Origin of the sequence: Bacillus sp. FSL K6-3149 (assembly GCF_038630515.1) — a bacterium.
Classification (GTDB): domain Bacteria; phylum Bacillota; class Bacilli; order Bacillales; family Bacillaceae; genus Bacillus; species Bacillus pumilus.
This window is the reverse complement of sequence record NZ_CP152034.1, coordinates 2305228-2325681: the sequence shown is the minus strand read 5'-3', so window position 1 is coordinate 2325681 and position 20454 is coordinate 2305228. Positions and strand designations below refer to the sequence as shown.

The window sequence follows — 20454 nt, the reverse complement described above, 5'->3', positions numbered from 1 at the left end:
CGCTCCATCTATCTATTGCTTTGATATGCGACAATAAGTAAATTTAATCAAACTGATTATTTACCTAAAAAAAGCACCTTTCTTTTCCAAGAAGGTACTTACACCGCATCACTTTCAAGCATTTCTTTGACCACACCGACAAATGCTTGCACTTGTTTTAATTGAAAAGAAGCTTCATAGCCTAGCAGCCATGTGTCACGTCCGATTTGCTCTCCATTCACGTCAACAAGCGGTGTTTTATGAACACTTTTTTCGTGATCGTATAAGGTGACCGAAGGCAAAATGGCGTAGCCGATGCCGTGGTAGGCCATTTGTTTACACGTCTCAATCTGGTCCACTAGAATCGTCTGCTTTGGAGACACTTTGAATTTTTGATGCCACCAGTGCTGGATTTCCTGATAATACGTGCTGTCGCTTTTAAATTGAATAAACGGGCGTTCTGTCTCGATTAACTCGTCCACGTCTTTGATAACGGAATCGACTAAATATAAATGATCTGTCATCAAATATTCCTTTGTTCCCTTCCAATCAGGGTTTCCGCGAATGATCCCAATGTGCACGTGGTCCTCGTATAAGCTTTTGAGCATTTCACTACTCCAGCCGGTCACAAGTGATACCTTCGCATTTGGGTACTTTTCGACATATCGCTTTAACACTTTCGGCAGCCAGTGCTGTCCAATAATGGATGCAACCGCAAGCTTTAGTGTACCGTGAATTTCCCCTTCAAGTTCATCGATTCTCTCTCTCACTCGATCTTGCTCAACCGTCACCTCTTTTGCAAATTGAATGATCTGTTCACCTGCCGAAGTCACGGTGAGCCCTTTCTGAGAACGAAAAAAAATTTTGGTTCCCCACTCTTTTTCAATCGTCTGCAATCTTTGGGATAAAGCAGGCTGAGAGACAAAGAGCCGCTCCGAAGCCTTTCTCATATTCAATTCTTCACTTAGCACAACAAGCATATGTAACTCCTGAAGCTGCATGGGCGTCCCCTTTCTCTCTATAAGTTTTTCTTATTCCATATGGTCATTATATAAATTATAGCTTATGAAGGCAAAAAAAATAAGCTGGGTTTCAGCTCATTTTTTCGCGGCATGAATCACTTCATTTAAGCGCTTTAATACAACACGTCGTGTAAATATTCCTTCAAAGACTTGCTCCTCATTTACGACACAAACAAATCCATTATTCGTTACAGCGTGAACGCCTTTTAGCACAGGATCCGTCGTTTTAAGCCTTGGGATATCAGTAAGCATAACCTCTTCTACCTTCAGTTGGTCCAGCTTTTCGAATTCAATTCGTTCTAAACCAAAGATCTTATCCATGATCATATTCGTTCCAATTAACCCATGCAGGTGATAAGAAGGATCTAATACCGGGATGGCTGTATATCCTGTTTTTGTAAGGACCAATAGAGCATGCTCAAGGTTATTTCCAATTTGAACATGTGCCACTTTATCTGCATCAATCATATGCTCGGCTACTGTTGACTCAAGCAATTGAGTTGGTTCTATCTCTATCATGTTTCTTCGACCCCTTTTCTCTCAATCATCAATCATACATTCCCCTTTACCATTAAGCATAAACTAAAACGAAATTTGTCGAAAGATTTTTTCTGCATAAAAAAGATACTCAGCTCCCGAGTATCTAATAGAATGTTCAATCAATATTAATTCTCAAACCTTACTCTGTCATACAATGTGATCAACTGCTTATACGTATTGTCATCGACATTTTTTGTTCCACATTCTATATCATTGATCTCACTGCTTAGTAATTCGACAGCATATTCCTGATTCAGCAATACGTTTAATAATAGCTTTTTCTCTTCTTCATTAAAACGATTTTCGATGACGCTCATCCAACATCAGGCCCCCTGTTTCATATATGCTTTTATATTGATTAGCAGGCTTTTGAATGTCTGCTTCCTCTCTATACAGCTAGAATAAGGAACTAGAATCGAATCGTCAACCGCACGTTTCGACAAGGTTTGGAGAAAAATGACGGAATTTATTTTGTGTATCGATTGGCATAGCAAAATGCTGAGTATGAGTCGGGTTTTATTTTAGCTTCAATTCCCATAGCTGTGATCATTCCGGTCATTTCCTGGATCAGATCTTTTGTACTTCCTTTTTTGCCAATATCCAGATGGGCTTCAAAACGGAGGTCTGCCCCTTCCTCAGCAAACGGAAGAAGCAAATCCATCAGTTCTGTTAAAGGCCCCTCAAGGATGTCTGCACATACCTTTTGGCTAAACGCTGTCTCTAATGAAATTTTTTCTCTAAGGCTTTGCACAGGTCTGCTGATCACTTGTTGCGTGAGGCAGCCCCAAGCCCCTTTGCCAATCCGGTGGAGATGAATTGCAGTCATAAATCTTGTGACATTTTGATTGACCTGAGAGTCCGTACCAATTGATAACACATAGGCGGATCTAGGGTCTTTTCGAATAAAGTCTTTCATTCTCATGACGACATCAGAAAACGCTAAATGATCTTCAGAAAGATTGTAGTAAAAAGAATCACTCACAGAAAGGAACTCCTTTTTAATGGTCTCTTATCCGAAATATGCGCTGAATGATCATCTTCCATTTGTACACTGCGCCAATCATGACACATGTATATTGCCGCAAATAAACGAAGGAATCCTTAGAAAAAACATTTCATACGATTCAGCTTAGGATTGTAAAAGCTCAAAAATCTCAATCGAAATCATATCAATGTTGTCAAATGGGAAAGTATTTGGCTTATCCCCTTGTTGAAAAACAGTCAATTCAAACGTTTGATTCTTTTCGAAATACTTAACACTACAGATTTTCTCACCGTTCACTTCGAAATAACGCTGTGCCGGTTCGTTTGCAGCTTCTGCTGTCTCTTGAAGACTTTGCAGCCTTGTAATGATACCCATTAATTGTGACATTCTAAAAAAAGACTCCTTTCAAAAAAACAACTCAAGATGAACCCGTATTGATTATACACAAGTCCTACAAAGCATCATACCATAAAGTGTTCTCAGATGATATTTTTCCTCTTGAATTCAAAAAAAGAAAAAGAATCTGTTTTTTTAGTTTGAGTCTTTTTTCTAATCTCATGCACCATGTTTTTATAAACCCGCAGACCTCATCAGACGTTTGGCAATTTCGTCAAAATCCTCTTTGGAAATGCCTGGGGCAAACTCTTCCGGTAATTCTCTATAATCTGGCACAGGTGCTCCTTGCGGGGTGCCCTCAATCACTGTGAGCGGTTTTCCATCAATCGGATGACTGCCTTTCCAAATCTTATTAATGTCCTTGTAATCCGTATCACTAAATGTATACAGCTTTGTATGAACATTTTGATCTTCAAATTTCCTCGCTGAATCAAAGTATTTGTTGTCGAGGTTTGGGATTGGCAGCATCTTTCCTACATCTACACCTGTGGCTACCTCAAGCGCCTTTGCATATGCCACAACATGCACTCCGCCCCTGACGAGTAAATAACCGATCATCTCTCTTGCTGTAGGATGATCTGTCATTTCATATACGCGCATTTTGTGCGTACGTGCTCCGCATTCTAGGAAGAAATTATGAAGGAGGTCAAGAATCAGGTTTCCGCTTGAGAACACATTCTCCCCGGTCCAAGGTTTTGCCATGGAATCAAACGGATAGCCTGTTTGAGCCGTTTGAATAAAATGCTGTGTATTTCGTTTATCGACAGCCGCTTTCATCGGTGTCGTATCTGGATCTCCGCCATGGGTGGTCCCTGTAATCATGAGATTCACAGCTGTGGTCACAAGTTCTACATGACCGAATTCTTCAGCCGTAATGCTGGATACGAGGTCATAAAACGGTTTGAGTTTTCGTTTTCCTCGAAAGTTAAAGGATTGAAACATGTAATTATTTAATGTGGACATTTCACCGAATTTTCCGCCGAGTAATTCTTGCACAGCAGCAGCACCATTTGCATCTGGGTGATCTGGTCTTGGCAAATCAATCAGCAGCCGCTTGTCACGTTTGATCATGACGTTCCCTCCTACCGTCTAACTGTCATCACTTAAGATGTATGGAAGAATTGGGCTGTCCTATGCATGAGGCAAAGATGAAAAGCACAAAAAAAACTTGGCGGGGGTAGCGCCAAGTTTTTTGGATCTTGATCTGATAGAGGGGTTGGGGAACAGAGAGTAGCTTCTCTCTATAACTAAATGATAATGATTATCAGTTTCATTGTCAACCATTTTTTATTTCTTTTTTTCAATCAAAAAAAGCAGCCCAAAAGGCTACTCAGATTGTTAATAAATGGCTAATATAATCTTCACTCTGTGCTTTTAAATTAATCCATCTTGCTCATATAAATAGGCATACGGAAGATCTATAAATAAATACATATCTCCCTCTAACGGGTAAGAAAACGTACGTATCCTCTCACCAGTTTCTAAATCGCTGTAAATATCACTGAAAAATCCTTTCCCGCTCATTCTCATTTGGAGAATATTTGCTAGGAAATAAGGACGCCAGCTCCAGTTTTTCTCGATATATTCAGGCTGGAACAACCATTCTTTTTCTTTTTTAAACACATTTCCAGTGATTTGAAAGCCTTCTTCATTACACATATAAATCCGAAAGCTGCAATCCGTTAATTCTAATGCCAGCTTTTGGATGAGTTCATCATTTGTAGTGCATGATTTTTTTAAGGTCGTGACAGCTTGGTGAATTCGCTTATAAAATGTTTCAGAATGTTCGTAGACAGTTTGTAGTTTCTTTTTCTCATGCGCAATAAATTGCTGGAATTCTTCCCTCAGCTGATCTTTTCGTTTATTGCGGTCGATTAATTCCGCCGCCGGCTCGTGAAGATAGAACCCTTGAAAGTATCTGCCACCATTTCTCCAAGCATATTGCAGTTGAAAATTTGCTTCAATGTCTTCATAAATTAAAGCCGCCCCTATTTTTCTCGCAAGCAATGAAATGCTGTACAAGACATATTCATAGGAAGGAGAAGGAGCCGATGCCCTTAATGCGTGTAAATCTATTTTTAATAGATCGGGTGAGAGCAAGGCAATCCGGTCAAGATTGCTGCTTTCTTTTCCGATATTCGAAATGGCGATTTTAATACCATATGTACGAAAATACGTTAACGTATGGTAAAGCTGTTCAATATCGCCGCTAAACGTATGCTCTGTAAATTCGATAACAAACCGATTAAGCTGAATGCCCCTTGCTTCATATTGCTTCAAGAGTTCTAAAAAGCTTTCACCATGATCAAGCATCAGGATATTGGCATCATGATTAATAAAAATGAGCAAATCATCATCTGCTGTTGTGAAAAGATCGAGTGCTTGCGTCAGTACTTTATGATCTACTTCCACTTTATATTCGTCTGGAATAGATGAATCCGTAAAGAAGGAGCCTAGGCTAACTGTTTCAGACTCGAGCTTCATTCTTCCTAAAACCTCATAGCCTATCACTTTTTGCTCTTCCGCACTGAATATCGCTTGATAGTGCGGGAAAACATCTTCAATATTCGTTAAAATATCCAATGGATCGACCATTTTCATCACCTGCTTCTCTCTTTGTGTGATTATAACACATCAAAAGCAGGTCTTACATCGTCATTCAAAATGGGGATTGGTTGAGCCATTGCCCCCCATCCATTGTGATACAATCTCCATTTATATAAGACGCTTGTTCAGATAATAAAAAGCTTGCAAGCTTTGCAATTTCCTCTGGTGTACCAAGTCTGCCAAGTGGAACACTATCTACTGTTCTTTGCGCTGCCTCTTCCGATTCCCATAGTTTATCCGCACCACCTGTTCTCTCGATTGGACCTGGCGCGATGGCATTAACGCGAATTCGATATTGCTTACCCCATTCCACTGCAAGCGTTCGAGTGAGAGATAAAACACCGGCCTTTGCTGCCGCTGAATGCGCCACACCTACACCAGCACCCCATGCATAGGTTGCCACCATATTGACCATACTTCCCCTTTTCTTTTGACGAATCCAGTAATTGCCCACTGCATGACTGCAAAAAAATGTTCCATTTAATACGATATCAATGACAGCCTTCCAGCCGTTAGGAGATAGTTTTTCTGCTGGAACTAAAAAGTTTCCTGCAGCATTGTTAATCAGAGCGTCCACATCTCCAAATGTATCTACCGCAAGCTTGACCATTTGATCGGCATCCTCTGGGTTTCGTACATCCATTTGGAAGTAAGCGATCGAGCCGCCATTTTGTTTTATTTCATTTGCTACCTTTTCTAACGTTTCTTCTGTTCTTCCAGTAATCACGACATTCCAGCCTTCATGTGCCAAATGGACAGCCATCGCCTTCCCCATTCCGCTTGATCCCCCTGTGACAATCACTGTTTGTTTCGTCATTTGTTCTCCCCCTCTGTGGTTTTGAATGACTATTCATTCATTATTTTCTATCATATCATGATTGACCCTAGATGCACCATATGGGAGATTCTTTAAATATGATGCTATACTTAATTTTATTTATAAAGGAGTCTTATATGAAGCAACTTTCTCGGAGACAGTTTTTAAAAGGAGCAGCTGGCGCGAGCATTCTCGGTTTTTTAGCTACAACATGTGGATACGGATATGCCAGATACATCGAACCACGCATGATCGATACCGTGTCAATGACCATTCGGGATGCTCAGCTTCCAGCTTCATTTGACCAGTTTAAAATTGCTCAATTTAGTGATGTTCATTTAAGTGATACATTTCCTGCGAAGGAATTAGAATCCGTCGTCCAGCAAATCAACGCTGAGTCTCCAGACCTCATTGTGTTCACAGGTGATCTCGTTGATTTTCAAGCATCGATTGAAGAGCATGAAAAAGCGAAAGCCTATTTGACTGAGCTCCATGCCCCGTTTGGTAAGCTCGCGATATGCGGTAATCATGACTACGGACCATTTGGCATTGATCTTTATGAGAATACGATGAAAGATTGCGGCTTTACAATATGTAAAAATGATGTGTTTCCATTAGAAAAAGAAGGGGCGCATATTCAGATTGCTACAATGGATGACCTGATGATGAGTGTGCCGGATTATGACCTGATTAAGCGAGAAGTATCATCTGATTTATTTACCTTGCTGCTCGTACATGAGCCTGATGCAGCATTGGAGCTGGATACAACCCCCATTAACTTGCAGCTTTCTGGACATACCCATGGCGGACAGGTGCAGCTTCCTTTCTACGGACCCATTCTCACAGCACCTTTTGGTCATACATATGTGGAAGGCATATACGGAAGTTATCAGCACCGAATCTATGTCAACCGCGGACTTGGGACAACAAGACTGCCGCTTCGATTTTTAGCCAAACCTGAATTAACCTTTTTCACCCTCTCTTCTCGCATTTAGACAGAAGCCAAACCGCTTCTTTTTGCATATAGATAATCAAAGATCTTTCTCATGACAAATGTTAGGAGAAACCTTCCTTAGCCTGATTCCGTCCATATATAGATTGAGTGACAGGCATCATGGCTTCTTTTATTTGAGCAAAAGGAGTGTCCTTTGGTGCTGCGATATACGGTAAAACGCGGAGAAACGCTTGCTTCTATAGCGCTTGATTTTCGAACAACAACAGAAGCTTTAAAGGCTGCAAACCCTTCACTGCAAGGCCGAGAGCCGTTACAAAATGAGGTCATTATCATTCCTGGTCTGCCCGATCCTAATACGATCCCTTACCGCATCTCTGTTTCGATTTCAAGCAAACGTCTCGTTTTGTTTTCTGGATCAGAGCTGATTCGGTCGTATCCGATTGCAACAGGAAGAATTTTAAATATGACACCGACAGGTTCTTATTATATTGTGAACAGACAGCCAAACCCAGGAGGTCCCTTTGGCGCCTATTGGCTAAGCCTCTCGAAAGTTCATTACGGCATCCACGGTACGAATAACCCGTCTTCAATTGGTAAAGCTGTGTCTAGGGGATGCATTCGTATGTATAATCAGAATGTCATCGAACTTGCTTCAATCGTTCCAAATGGAACACCTGTGACCATTAGCCAGTAGGAGAAATCAATTGTATGAATGCTTAAAATTTTATATGATATAAAGTGGGATCTTCAGGTTAAGGAGCGTATTTATGGATATTTTTAAAAACAGAAATTTTGTTCGTCTCTTTTTTGCAGCACTTGCTTCGCAAATGGGGACAACAGTAGGCAATATGGCGTTTGCCTTTTATTTGCTCGATCATTTTAGTCATCAGCCCGCCTACGCCACATTAGCAGAGCTCATGTATTCACTTCCAACGATCTTTGTCTTTTTTATGGTCGGTGTCGTAGCAGATCGTTTTGATCGTAAAAAAGTCGCAGAGAATTGCGATTGGATACGAGCTGGGCTGACGATTGTTTTATTCATTGTTATTTATTTCAATTCACTACCTCTTATTTTCTTGATCTTGTTTATACGAAGTGCCATTACGAAGTTCTTCTATCCAGCTGAAGCCTCTCTCGTTCAGGCGATTTTAAATAAAGATCAATATGCAAAAGCCGCTGGCTTAAATCAAATGCTGTTTAGTTTATTCATGGTATTTGGTGTTGGAATCGGTGCGATTATGTATAAGACAATTGGACTTCACGGTGCCATTACCATTGATTTGATCAGTTTTATTGTGTCAGGCATCCTGATTCGTACATGTAACATTCCAATTGAAGCACGTCAGCCAAATGGACAAGCAGGCTGGAGAGGCATGACCATTAAAACGTCTCTAAAAGATTTTAAAGAAGGCATTCTTTACATTATAAAAAATAAATTATTGGCTTCTTTAATTTTCGGCTTTTTTGTTTTTGGTTTAGTCAATGGCGCATTTGCTGTACTTCCGATGTTTACAATGAAATATGGCCTTTCACCGGATCATTTTGAACTGCATACATCATTCTTTACAATCGCGATCGGTGCCGGTCTACTTGTTGGCAGCTTAATGGGCTCTGTTCTCGCTAAAAAAGTAAAGATGCAATATCTCATGTCACTTCCAATTTTGGTTGCAGGCATTCTGATTTTTGTACTTGGTTCCACCCATACACTATGGTTGTTTTACGTCACATCGTTTGTCATTGGTACATGTATTGGCCCAGTCAACATTGTCATTGGCGGCTGGTTGCCGAGAATCGTCCACCCTCGTCTGATGGGACGTGTGTCAGGCTGGGTTGATCCACTTACCATGTTTGCTCAATCCATGACATTAGGTTTGATTGCGGTACTATTTCCAAAACTCATTACAAACGTTTCTTATATTTATTACGGAATGGGCGTTATTATTTTACTCGTTTTCCTTTTTTACTTCTTTACACTGCCAAAGTTCAGCAGAGAAGCTGACGACTTAGACGTGCAGCGTGAACTAAAAGGTCAGGGAGCGCGATAAATGAAGCAAAAAGGACTTTCTTCTATAGAAAGTCCTTTTTGCATGGCTGAAACACAAACGGCACTTATTTTTTCTGCTCATCGAAATGATTGGAAGCAAAGGATGAATCGACCGATCATCTATCACGTACACAATGCCTCCAACGACAAATGCGACCAATAAAGAAGTTAACATATCTTTCAATCTAAACAGTCCTTTCTGTTCTCATTAACTTTGATCTTATAACATATTTTTCTTTTTATGAAATAAAAGGAATGTGTATAAAATTGCAATATTTTTAATAAAAAATCTTTACATCTTTGGAAGTTTTATAGTAGTATAGTCAGGTTGGAGGTGAGGGGTATGCTAAAAAGTTATTATTTTATTCATACAAAAGATGATCAAGGTCAATATGTTGTACATACAGAAGATTGTGCATTTTTAGGTGATGCTTCAAGCCGTAAATTGATTGGTCTGCACATGAGTGGCGAGAGCGCCATTGATGAAGCTAAACAAATGACGAATGAAACTGATTTTAATGGTTGCTTCTACTGCGCTTATTCAAGTCATAAGAAATAGACCATGTGATTAAACCATATGTTCGGGCATGTTGTCTGGCATATGGTAAATTTTCAGGCGCAACATGAATACAAATTGAGAAACTACCCATTTATTTAAATAGGTAGTTATCACGAACTAATAGTTCACTTCATATATATTTCACCCATTCAATTCTTCTTGCAATGAAAATCTCTCTTTGAACACCCTTCCTTCTCATTTTTTTGGCTGATATAATGCCATGAATAAAATCATGTATACAATACAAGCTGTCCCAGCCCATTGAAAAAAACCAAATGGCTCCTTTAACCAAAAAACAGTCGTGACAACTGCCGCAAGGGGCTCGACACTTCCAATTAAGCTTGACTCTTTCGGTGATAAATATTGCAAGCTTTCTATGTAAAACCAAAAAGCGATCATTGTACCAAATATGATAACAAACAATAAATAAACATACGCTTCAACAGGTAAATGCGACAGATTTATCTTCCATGGCGGATGGACTAAGCTAAGGGCGGCTCCCCCAATCAGCATCGCCCAGCCGACAACGACTAAAGAATCAAATTCTTTTAACAGATTGATTGGATATAGCGTATAAAACGAAAGCGCTACAGCAGACAGTATTCCCCAAACCACTGCGACAAATGGAACGGTTAATGTTGAAACAGAACCATTCGTCAATAAGAGAAACATGCCCATGAACGCCAATGACACCGTCAGCATATCTCTTTTGGTAAAAGTAGATTGGCGGCGAAGTACTAAATACATGATAATCATAACAGGGGCCGTATACTGCAGAAGCGTCGCCACAGCTGCATTCCCAAGTTGAATGGATGCCATATAAGTATATTGAACAGCTAGCATGCCCATTACTCCAAATATAAGGACTTGCATAGCCGTCCTCTTCTTTTTCCACACACCAATTAGTTGCGCTCGTTCTTTTGTCATAAAATGAACAAATAAAAGCAGTCCACCTGAAATAAGCAGCCTGACAGTCACAAGCCAATTGACATAAATCCCATATTGCTGAAACAATTTTTGTGAAACAGTTCCTCCTACTCCCCAACAGATGGCACCAATCAGAACAAGCAAAATTCCCTTATTTCTATCCATTTCGTTCTCCTCAACTCTCAAACAAGCATGATAATATAGTTGATAGTAGTTCACTTTGTTACATATTGATATATCAATTGAACATAAAAATAAAAGAATATTGAGGAGAACCATGAACAACCATCATTTTCTTGTTGACTACAATTTGAAAGAATTAACGGAGCATTCTACTACGACCTGGTCTATCGCTCTTTATCATACGAAAAATTGTGATCATAGAAGCGGCCACATCCCTCTTCACTGGCATGACGAATTTCAATTTGTTTTTATTTTAGAGGGGGAAGCTGAATTTCACATCAATGAAGAGACGATATGTTTGAAGGAAGGAGATGGCGTATTCATCAATAGTGGCTGCCTGCATATGGCAAAAGATGCGAATGGGACAACTTGTACATATCTTTGTCTAAACGTTTCCCCACATTTCATCACAGCCAATGAATTATTTACCACTTTCGTTCATCCTTATATGCATGCGAGTCAGACACCTTATATTTTATTGAACCGAAAAGACCACTGGCCAAATCATATCTATCAATGTATTCAAACCATTCAGCGATTAATTGATGAGACTCCAGCATATTATGAGCTTGAACTCAATATTCAACTCATCACCATGTGGAAATGTTTATTACAAAATGGCTTTCAAATAAAATATGATGCACGGCAGCATGATAAAAATGAACGGATGAAACCTATGCTGAATTGGATTCACCAGCATTATCACGAAAAGGTGCTTCTTCAAGATATCGCTCGAGCAGGTCAGCTAAGCCGATCTGAATGCTGCAGATACTTCAAAGATATTCTAAAGAAGACACCTCTTCATTATGTGAATGAATATAGAGTTCAACAAAGTCTCATCCTGCTTCAAGAAACAGACTTCAATATAACCGAAATTGCTTACAAAGTCGGCTTCAACAGCACAAGTTATTTTATTAGTATGTTTAAAAGAATAAAAAATACGACACCTTTAGCATATAGAAAATTAAAAGCGCCGCATTCTTTGTAACTGAAACAGATTGAAGAAAAATCATGATGGATAGATACTAGTGTCTTTGCACACCATTCTGTCATTTTTATATACAAACACGTTTTAGAACCGTCATGAATGGCTATTGTAAATAAGAATAATGGAAATCCTATCGCTTTTCACAATAAGTCTATTTGCAATTTACTAATAAAAACGTATAATTTATACTAAGCACAGGAAGACGAAAGACAAAGGAGAGAAAAAATGGACGATTATGCTCATACTAAAGACATAGAACCTACAGCAGAAAACATCGCAAAAGCCATTTATACTGTTAACCGCCATGCTAAAACCGCACCAAATCCCAAGTTTCTTTATCTTTTGAAAAAACGTGCGCTGCAAAAACTATTGCAAGAAGGTAAAGGAAGAAAAGTGGGCCTACATTTCTCTAACAATCCCAAATATAGTCAACAACAGTCCGACGTGCTGATTGAAATTGGAGATTATTATTTTCACCTGCCACCAACCAAAGAAGACTTCGAATTTTTGCCACACTTAGGAAATTTAAATCAATCATATCGCAATCCGAAAGCGAATATGTCATTAAACCGAGCAAAGCAACTGCTTCAAACGTATGTCGGTTTAAAAGAAAAACCTACCGCCACAAAACAAAAATCACATTATACAAAGCCCGTCTTCAAACGACTCGGGGAAAGTTATTTTTAAACAAAAAACCACTCATGACGAGTGGTTTTTCCTTTAGATAATAAAGTGATCGACTTTTTCAATCAGCTGATGAATTTCTGGTTTACTAATTTGATCATCTGCACCAATTGTTTCCCCTTTATGGCGCAAATCTTCAGTGATTAACGAAGAGAAGATAAGAATCGGTATGGAACTTGTTAAAGGATTTTCCTTCAACAGTTTCGTTAATCGGTGACCATCCATTTTAGGCATTTCAATATCTGTAATAATCATATCAATTTCTTCTGTCACAGTAATTCCTTTGCTGACAAGGTCCATGACGTGGTCATATGCCTGTTTCCCGTCTTCAAAGGTCACAATGTTTTTATAGCCTGCTTCGGTTAATTCATTTGTTAATAAACGCATGAGAAGCGGAGAGTCTTCAACGACATAAAGCTTCTTCCCTGTTCTTCTCTCGTCTTTCTCACCGTCAAACATATGATACGTTTCTACTCCAGAAGCGGATTCAATATCATAAATGATTTTCTCATAATCTGGAAGGAAAACCATTTTCTCATCAAGCTTAATGATACCGGTTAAATGACGTTCCATCCCTTGATTGAGTGCAGTTGGCTTTTCAATCTCTTCCCAGCTGACGCGGTGAATTTGTGATACCGTTCCTGTATGGAACACAAATTTCCGTTGGTTGAATTCAGTCACAATATATTTCTCTTGTTCTGACTGATCTGACTCGACATTAAAAAAGGAAAATAGATTGATGACTGGTAAAATCTCGCCTCGTAAACTAATCATCCCTTCTACATCTTGATGAGAGTGCGGTACTGCCGTCACCTCAACCGGCTGGATGATTTCTCTTACTTTCATGACGTTAATGCCGAATTGATTTGAACCAATTTCAAACTTCACAATTTCCAATTCATTGGTACCAGAGTCAAGTAAAATTTCTTGTTTGTTTAAAGCCACGGAAATCCCTCTATTCTTCAATATAAGATTGTACTTTTTATATCGGCAGCATAGGTAAAAAGTTGACGTTTCTTTACGCTTTCTCTCGTACGAATTGATGAATCACAAGTCCTATCGCTGCAAGAATAAGTAAAGACCCTAGCGCAAGGCGGCTTGCGAGGTTTCCGTGCTCTGCAAACAGCAGAGTGACTGACCCATAAATGATGGGTCCAATAATGGAAGACACCTTCCCTGAGAATGCGAAGAGACCAAAAAACTGTCCTCTCTTTTCCTTCGGTGTCAGCTCAATAATCAATATTCGTGATGCCCCCCAGCTTGCGCCGAGTGAAATACCGAATAAACTGCCAGCCACCCAGAAGACCCATTCCGTTGTGGCTGTGACAGCCAGAATCAGGGCAACGATCAAAATCACATACACGACTGTAATCGAGCGCTTTGCCCCAATCGCTTTTGTGATATATCCAAATAAAAAGGAGCCAATGATACTTGAAATGGTCGACACAAGATAAAGCAGAATAAATTGTCCAGCAGTAAAGCCAATGATGATTTTGGCATACACCGCCATCATCGCAATCGCTGTCTGTAGGGCATCATTCATAAAAAAGAAAGCAATCATAAAGATAAAAGCCGGCTTGTAATGTTTCATCTCTTTAAACGTGCGAATAATTTCTTTATACCCGCTGAAAAATGACGCCTTTTTCTCTTGCTGCGGCAGTGGATGAGGGTCTTTTACAAAAAAGAGAAATGGCAGGAAAAAGAGAAAGAATAATAGTGCTGTCGGAATAAATGCTTCATGAAATTGGTCATTGCCAACAAGTAAATAAACTGTGAGACCGACAAGCGTCCCTAAATAACCAACGGCAATGCCAAATCCAGAAATAAGCGGTATTTCATCCTTTGTCCCAAGATCGGGCAGGATGGTGTCATAAAACACTAGGCTCGAGTGATAGAAGAATTTTGCAATCACAAACAAGGTGACCACTACTAATAAAGAGACAGGCAGCCCAAACCATTCGCTTGAGAAATCAATCCCAGCAAAGATCCCCATCAAAAATGTACAAGCTATACATATTAGAGTAAACACTGTGATATAGCGCTTCTTTTTTCCTGTACGATCGATCAGGACTCCGTATAATGGTGTGAAAATGACGAGAAAAAAACTGGCTAGTGCGTTTGCATAAGAAATAAATGTACTAGCGATCTGATCCATTCTCGCACTGTCTCCGATTGTTTCCTGCAAGTAGAACGGGAAGAAAATGGTGATCATATTCGATGAAAATATTGTATTTGCAAAGTCATACAATGCCCAGGCCAAAATGGGTGCTGTCAAAAACAGACCGAAGCCTGCCCCTTTTTTCTGCATGGTCTTTTTCCCTGTTTTCAATCGTTTGTCTCCCTTCCCTGCCTGATTTTTCACTATCATTCTATTTTATGTCATACGTCCCTCTTCCATACAAGCAATCTATATAAAAAGCACCTCTTACGATTGAGCAGAGGTGCTTTTTTTCATTATTTCTTCACAACAATGGTACTTGCAATTAAATCGTGAAGTGCTTGTTTTTTCTCTGTGAAAAAGGCAATGATGTAGCCAATATATAAGATTGGAGACAAAAAGCCTTTTGCAAAGAAGCGACCTGTTGCACGGCCGAATGTCACTTTTTCGCCCGTTACTCTTGTCACTTTAATCCCAAGAGCCATCTTACCAAGCGTTCCTTGCAGTTTTGATGATTCCATGATGGCGTAATAAAGCCATGTCACCACAATACCGACCAAGATCGCCCCTATATAGAAAAAGATAAGTCCCATAATCACTGCCCATTCCTCATCTGTCATAACAGTTGTTGAATAGTAATAGCTGTCGTCATCCATCATCAATGCTGCCTCTGGACTTGAGACAAAAAAGAGTGTTGCCAAAATAAACATGATAAAAGAATATGGTACGCCGATGATGATACCATCCAAAAGGTGTGCAAGAAAACGATAGCCTACGCCTGCTAGCTCAGGATGTTTCTTTTCTTGAATGTGTGGTTCTGTTATGTTTGTTTCCATCCTATTTCTCCTTTATTATGTATGTTTTCTATAAATTTCTTATAATCATTCGTTATTATATCTTATGAATATCGCAAGATCAATGTAACTTTACACTTTTACATATATTTTAGATCAGTTCGTCCTCAATGATTTATGTGAATAAATACTGAAAATTTGTGAAAATCATGGTACTTCTAGTTCTTTTACCTCCTGATTTTTAACATTTTGTGATATTTTCGTCTTGTTTCCATTCTGCTGTTGACAATGGTTCTTCACATGGTACAATAGTCAAGGATTTTTTAAAGAAAGGTGTTCATGATGGGAACTGTCGTACTATTAAATAACAATGAAATGACTGTGATTGAAGATATTTGCGAAGCTGATTTTTTAGACATGAAGCATGATTTGTCAAATGATGACGCAGCTTATATCTCTTGGTATGAAGATTACGATACTGCTTATGGATATTGATTTCATTTCATAGATGAAGCGTAAAAAAAAGGCGATACAACCTAAGTTGGTTGATCGCCTTTTTACGTTTGCGTGCTTCTTTCACTTTCAGGTTCTACATGAATAAAGATTTGTGCATGCGGAAAATCTTGCTGTATCTTCTCTTCAATTTGATCACATAATTGATGAACATCTTCTATCGTTGTCTTGCCATCTACAATCAAATGAAAATCAATATATTCCTCTGCACCGGATCGTCTTGTTCGAAAGTCATGATATTCGATGAATTCTTGACTGAATCCTTGAATGATTGCTTCGATCGATTGTTCTTCCTCGGGCGTTAGCCGGGCGTCTACGAGTGGCGGGAAGGCTTCTTTCATGAGTTTAAATGCTTCACGCATAATAAAGAGAGCAAGTATCATTCCAATGATCGGATCTAAGAAATACCAGTCGGTTAATGCGACAAGCAATAAACTGAATGCGACCCCTAATGACGTATACACATCAGTTAACAGGTGCAATGCATTCGATTTCATGGCGACAGAATGGACCCTTTCCGCCTCTTTGTTCACAACCTTCGATACGATAAAGTTGATGATCGCGCCTAATAGCATCACCACAATGCCAAGTACAGGCAGCTTGACTGGCTCTGGATGCATTAATTTGTGAACACATTCGTAGATGATCCAAATGCCCGCAACGAAAATCAGTAAGGTCTCAATCGTTCCAGAAATATTTTCGACTTTTCCATGTCCATAAGGATGTTTAGAATCTGCTGGCTTTCTTGAAATACGAACAGAGATAAATGCAATAAAAGATGCCATTAAATCGAGAAAAGAATGAATGGCTTCTGATAAAACCGCAACAGATCCAGTGAGCAGACCTACAATGATTTTTAAGATGACAACAAATGTGTTACTCATCACGGATAGAAACGCTATTTTTGATGTCTTCGCTGATTGTTCCATTTATCGTCCTCCTTTAGGAGATCGTATGTCTATGAAAGCAATTCCCATGACCCTGATTCTCACGTTCTTTCAGTTTACACCGTTTTGCCGTTTTCTAATCATGTTATCGCAGCCTGTATTTTCTCGTGAGGTTACGCTATAATAAATGTTGCTCTTTCTTCAATATATCACTCATGCTGTGATGAATAGGAGAATAGACTACAGATAATGATATCCAGTGCCTTTCGCAGGTGACATTTATGCAGTGAATGGTAAAATAGGATAAAAACATAAATTTTTAAGGTGATGAGAAATGGAGCATTTGCTGAATCCAAGAGTAAAGGATATTGAAATTTCAGGCATTCGAACATTTTCAAATCTCGTATCGTCATATGAGGATGTCGTATCTTTGACGATAGGCCAGCCCGATTTTTATACGCCGCATCATGTCAAAACAGCTGCAAAAGCAGCCATTGACGAGAATTTCACTTCGTACACTCATAATGCTGGTTTCCTAGAGCTAAGACAAGCAATCCAGCACTACATCAAGAAGAAAGTCAACCTTGATTATGATGCAGAGTCAGAGATCATTGTGACGACAGGTGCAAGTCAAGCGATTGATGCTGCGTTTCGAACCATTTTGTCAGAGGGTGATGAAGTGATTTTACCTGGACCTGTCTATCCTGGCTATGAACCGATCATTCGAATGTGCGGGGGGAAGCCCGTACATATCGACACAACGAATGCTGGCTTTAAATTAAATGCCAAGCTGATTGAGGATGCATTAACGGAAAAAACAAAGTGTGTTGTGCTTCCTTATCCTTCAAATCCAACTGGTGTCACGCTTTCAGAAGAAGAATTGAAAGAGATTGCCCAGCTCCTTGAAGGAAAAGACATCTTTATTTTATCCGATGAAATCTATAGCGAGCTGACATTTGACCGGCCGCATCATTCAATCGCTTCTTTCTTAAAGGAACAGACCATTGTGATTAACGGACTGTCTAAGTCTCATAGCATGACTGGTTGGAGAATTGGCTTTTTATTTGCTTCAGCTCCAATTGCTAAACATGTATTAAAAGTACATCAATATAACGTGTCTTGTGCCTCGGCTGTCTCACAAAAGGCGGCACTTGAAGCTGTGACAAATGGTGTGGATGATCCACTCATCATGAGAGAGCAATATAAGAAAAGGCTCGATTATGTATACGATCGGCTCATTTCTATGGGGCTTCCGGTCATTAAGCCTTCTGGCGCTTTTTATATTTTTCCATCCATTGAATCATTTGGGATGAGTTCCTTTGATTTTTGTATGGAGCTGTTAGAAAGTACAAGACTTGCTGTCGTACCAGGGTCTGCTTTCTCTCCACTCGGCGAGGGGTATGTGCGTCTATCCTATGCTTATTCACTTGAAACACTGAAAGAAGGACTTGACCGCCTAGAACAATTCGTTCTTGAAAAGCGTTCCATTCATTTAACAGACTGAAACAACGGCCCTCCTGCCGTTGTTTTTTATTTTGCAGGAAACATGATGTGAAATACGGTGCCCTTTTCGGGATGACTATCCACACGGATCGTCCCGTTGTGATTTTCTAAAATATTAAATGTCACCATAAGGCCAAGTCCAGTCCCTTTTTCCTTTGTCGTTAAAAAGGGCTCTCCTATTCGCTTCATGACCGATTCAGGAATGCCAACCCCTTCATCACGAATGGTGACGTGAATTCCATCTCTTTCTGCTTTGGCCGTAATGTCAACCTTCCCTCCGTCCGGCATGGATTCTACGGCATTTTTGATTAAATTGATAAACACCTGCTTGAGCTGATTTTGATCCCCGTTCATCAGGAGATCCTCTTCTATTTCACTCGTATTCATTAAAATGCCATTTAAGTTCGCTTGTGTTTCTAATAAAGCCGTGACTTCGCTGATGATTTTTTTCAAATCAAGTGTCTGCATCGATGCCGTTTGCTGCGGTTTTGCCAGCATGAGCAGCTCGCTTAAGATAATTTCTATCCGGCTCAGTTCAGAGAAAACAATCTCGAAATATTGATCCCGATCTTTCGTTTTCGGTTTAATGAGCTGCAAAAAGCCTTTGATGGCAGTCAATGGGTTCCTGATCTCATGTGCAATGCCCGCAGCCAATTGGCCTGCGATCGATAATTTTTCAGATCGGAGCATGAGCTCTTCTGTCTGCTTACGTTCGGATATATCTCTTAAAATAATTTGAACGGCTGTTTCTCCAAAAAATGTAGTTGGGATACACACCATTTCTGTATAGATCAGCTTGTGTTTAAACGTATGACAGCTCATCGTGACAATCTCAGAATCTGATGCTCTTTCAATAATACGTGATATGCTTTTTTTCACTTTTGGCTGGTCACAGGAATGGATTTGATGAAAAATATCTTTTCCTATTAATTTATCGTAATGCTCGGCTTCAAATAATTTAATGCCTGATTCATTCATAAACACCCATTTGTGATCGTGAATGACCGCAATCGTATCAATGGAGTTTTGGATGAGCAGCTGATACCGCTCCCGGCTTTTTTGCAGAACGGTTTGGAATTTCTTACGGGATGAGATGTCTACTAACAGCAAAAGCTCTGCCCGCTGATTTTGATAGATCGTTGGTGATGACTTCACTTCGATATGAATGCTGCTCCCATCTTTCCGCTTCCAAATCTGTTCAATCATTCCGACTGGAAGACCTTGTTGCAGCCTTGTAATTCGGCTTCTCACAATGTCATGGTACTCCTCAGCAATAAAGTCAAATGCAGTTTTGCCGATCATGTCATCTCTTGTACATACCCCCATTAATTGAAGCATCGCATCATTCGCATAAACAATTTCCCCTAAAATCGTAATACATAACGGATTTGGCAGCATGGCAATCAATTGTTCAGCTTCACTGACATGTTGGAAAGCCGGCAGACTGCCTAACGACTGTTCTGACACTTCTGATGTTGTTTGAAATGCTGCTTTTTGCGGTTCAGCGTCCAGCACCCTCATTTTTAGGATCATTTCTCTACTTAATTCACTGTCTAACTCATCACAAGCAACAAAATCAATACTAGCTTCAATCCATACAGCTGTTAGGTCACTTCTAAGCAGCCTAAAGTGGGAAATCTCTAGCATGTGCTGATTGTAGAAATAACTCTCGACGAGAAATTGATCTTCGGTATGAACAAAGTCTTTCAAAAAACACCCTAGTAAATCCTTTTGTTCATAGAGCAAAAGCTGCTTACAGTTAGAAGAAATGTAGAGAAAGCGGCCATTAGAAGAAAGAACGGCATGTAAATCGATATTCGAATAAAGCTGATTCGAATCTTTCATTTTTTGTTCCATCGTCGTCCGACCCTCCTTTTCATTTTTTAGGGTTGTCCTTAGATTGATGTATAAAA

23 protein-coding genes are annotated in these 20454 nt (G+C 39.6%); 9 read left to right on the top strand and 14 right to left on the bottom strand.

Going from position 1 to position 20454, the window contains the following annotated elements; genetic code table 11:
- Positions 1 to 98: 98 nt before the first annotated feature.
- From MHB83_RS11735 to fadH, 8 genes are all read right to left on the bottom strand, one after another.
- Positions 99 to 980, bottom strand: a complete 882-nt coding sequence (locus MHB83_RS11735; RefSeq protein WP_003211236.1) for a LysR family transcriptional regulator — start codon at positions 978 to 980, stop codon at positions 99 to 101.
- A gap of 96 nt (positions 981 to 1076) precedes the next feature.
- Complete coding sequence (gene cbpB / locus MHB83_RS11730) at positions 1077 to 1520, bottom strand: cyclic-di-AMP-binding protein CbpB (RefSeq protein ID WP_003210874.1); 444 nt, start codon at positions 1518 to 1520, stop codon at positions 1077 to 1079.
- Between the two features lie 146 nt (positions 1521 to 1666).
- Positions 1667 to 1858, bottom strand: coding sequence for an antirepressor AbbA (gene abbA / locus MHB83_RS11725; protein WP_003210802.1), 192 nt, complete (start codon positions 1856 to 1858; stop codon positions 1667 to 1669).
- Positions 1859 to 2007: 149 nt separating this feature from the next.
- Entirely contained in the window at positions 2008 to 2523 is a 516-nt protein-coding gene (locus tag MHB83_RS11720) for a ribonuclease H-like YkuK family protein (protein ID WP_268458749.1), read from the bottom strand.
- Between the two features lie 147 nt (positions 2524 to 2670).
- Entirely contained in the window at positions 2671 to 2913 is a 243-nt protein-coding gene (locus tag MHB83_RS11715) for a DUF1797 family protein (RefSeq protein ID WP_003212254.1), read from the bottom strand.
- A 183-nt stretch (positions 2914 to 3096) separates the two neighbouring features.
- Positions 3097 to 3993, bottom strand: coding sequence for a manganese catalase family protein (locus MHB83_RS11710; RefSeq protein ID WP_003210823.1), 897 nt, complete (start codon positions 3991 to 3993; stop codon positions 3097 to 3099).
- Between the two features lie 303 nt (positions 3994 to 4296).
- A complete protein-coding gene (locus tag MHB83_RS11705) occupies positions 4297 to 5517 on the bottom strand; it encodes an EAL-associated domain-containing protein (RefSeq protein WP_050945469.1) in 1221 nt (406 codons plus the stop codon).
- A 64-nt stretch (positions 5518 to 5581) separates the two neighbouring features.
- Entirely contained in the window at positions 5582 to 6346 is a 765-nt protein-coding gene (gene fadH / locus MHB83_RS11700; RefSeq protein WP_342496343.1) for a 2,4-dienoyl-CoA reductase, read from the bottom strand.
- Positions 6347 to 6483: 137 nt separating this feature from the next.
- Between fadH and MHB83_RS11695 the strand changes: the two genes are divergently transcribed.
- The 5 genes from MHB83_RS11695 (at position 6484) to MHB83_RS11675 (ending at position 9904) form a co-directional block, all read left to right on the top strand.
- Positions 6484 to 7341 (top strand): metallophosphoesterase, encoded by an 858-nt coding sequence (locus MHB83_RS11695; protein WP_342496342.1) that lies wholly within the window; start codon positions 6484 to 6486, stop codon positions 7339 to 7341.
- A 156-nt stretch (positions 7342 to 7497) separates the two neighbouring features.
- Entirely contained in the window at positions 7498 to 7995 is a 498-nt protein-coding gene (locus MHB83_RS11690; protein WP_034619946.1) for a L,D-transpeptidase family protein, read from the top strand.
- Positions 7996 to 8068: 73 nt separating this feature from the next.
- Positions 8069 to 9346, top strand: a complete 1278-nt coding sequence (locus MHB83_RS11685; protein WP_342496341.1) for an MFS transporter — start codon at positions 8069 to 8071, stop codon at positions 9344 to 9346.
- Positions 9347 to 9508 carry a hypothetical protein gene (locus MHB83_RS11680; RefSeq protein ID WP_251191339.1) on the top strand — a complete coding sequence of 54 codons (162 nt, stop codon included), beginning with the start codon at positions 9347 to 9349 and terminating at the stop codon, positions 9506 to 9508. It begins immediately after the preceding gene.
- 180 nt (positions 9509 to 9688) lie between these two features.
- Positions 9689 to 9904: a hypothetical protein gene (locus MHB83_RS11675; protein WP_050945147.1), complete on the top strand. Its 216-nt coding sequence runs from the start codon at positions 9689 to 9691 to the stop codon at positions 9902 to 9904.
- A 195-nt stretch (positions 9905 to 10099) separates the two neighbouring features.
- Here the strand turns inward: MHB83_RS11675 and MHB83_RS11670 are convergent, their stop codons facing one another.
- Complete coding sequence (locus MHB83_RS11670) at positions 10100 to 10996, bottom strand: DMT family transporter (RefSeq protein ID WP_003211579.1); 897 nt, start codon at positions 10994 to 10996, stop codon at positions 10100 to 10102.
- A 112-nt stretch (positions 10997 to 11108) separates the two neighbouring features.
- On the opposite strand from MHB83_RS11670, the gene MHB83_RS11665 reads away from it, so the two are divergent.
- Positions 11109 to 12002 carry an AraC family transcriptional regulator gene (locus MHB83_RS11665; protein ID WP_342496340.1) on the top strand — a complete coding sequence of 298 codons (894 nt, stop codon included), beginning with the start codon at positions 11109 to 11111 and terminating at the stop codon, positions 12000 to 12002.
- A gap of 225 nt (positions 12003 to 12227) precedes the next feature.
- The gene (locus MHB83_RS11660; protein ID WP_012009774.1) at positions 12228 to 12689 is read left to right on the top strand and encodes a YkyB family protein; all 462 of its coding nucleotides are present in this window, start codon (positions 12228 to 12230) and stop codon (positions 12687 to 12689) included.
- Between the two features lie 33 nt (positions 12690 to 12722).
- Here the strand turns inward: MHB83_RS11660 and MHB83_RS11655 are convergent, their stop codons facing one another.
- From MHB83_RS11655 to MHB83_RS11645, 3 genes are all read right to left on the bottom strand, one after another.
- On the bottom strand, positions 12723 to 13631 hold the full coding sequence (locus tag MHB83_RS11655; RefSeq protein ID WP_003212225.1) for a chemotaxis protein: 909 nt from the start codon (positions 13629 to 13631) through the stop codon (positions 12723 to 12725).
- A gap of 73 nt (positions 13632 to 13704) precedes the next feature.
- Positions 13705 to 15015 carry an MFS transporter gene (locus MHB83_RS11650; protein WP_310024026.1) on the bottom strand — a complete coding sequence of 437 codons (1311 nt, stop codon included), beginning with the start codon at positions 15013 to 15015 and terminating at the stop codon, positions 13705 to 13707.
- Positions 15016 to 15140: 125 nt separating this feature from the next.
- On the bottom strand, positions 15141 to 15680 hold the full coding sequence (locus tag MHB83_RS11645; RefSeq protein WP_003211813.1) for an RDD family protein: 540 nt from the start codon (positions 15678 to 15680) through the stop codon (positions 15141 to 15143).
- Between the two features lie 300 nt (positions 15681 to 15980).
- Here MHB83_RS11645 and MHB83_RS11640 point away from each other — a divergent pair, with 300 nt between their 5' ends.
- Entirely contained in the window at positions 15981 to 16133 is a 153-nt protein-coding gene (locus MHB83_RS11640; protein WP_170965990.1) for a hypothetical protein, read from the top strand.
- 62 nt (positions 16134 to 16195) lie between these two features.
- Here the strand turns inward: MHB83_RS11640 and MHB83_RS11635 are convergent, their stop codons facing one another.
- On the bottom strand, positions 16196 to 17080 hold the full coding sequence (locus tag MHB83_RS11635) for a cation diffusion facilitator family transporter (protein ID WP_342496339.1): 885 nt from the start codon (positions 17078 to 17080) through the stop codon (positions 16196 to 16198).
- Between the two features lie 292 nt (positions 17081 to 17372).
- Here MHB83_RS11635 and MHB83_RS11630 point away from each other — a divergent pair, with 292 nt between their 5' ends.
- The gene (locus tag MHB83_RS11630) at positions 17373 to 18542 is read left to right on the top strand and encodes an aminotransferase A (protein ID WP_342496338.1); all 1170 of its coding nucleotides are present in this window, start codon (positions 17373 to 17375) and stop codon (positions 18540 to 18542) included.
- Between the two features lie 26 nt (positions 18543 to 18568).
- On the opposite strand, the gene MHB83_RS11625 is transcribed toward MHB83_RS11630, so the two are convergent.
- Positions 18569 to 20398: a PAS domain-containing sensor histidine kinase gene (locus tag MHB83_RS11625; RefSeq protein WP_050945151.1), complete on the bottom strand. Its 1830-nt coding sequence runs from the start codon at positions 20396 to 20398 to the stop codon at positions 18569 to 18571.
- Positions 20399 to 20454: the final 56 nt, after the last annotated feature.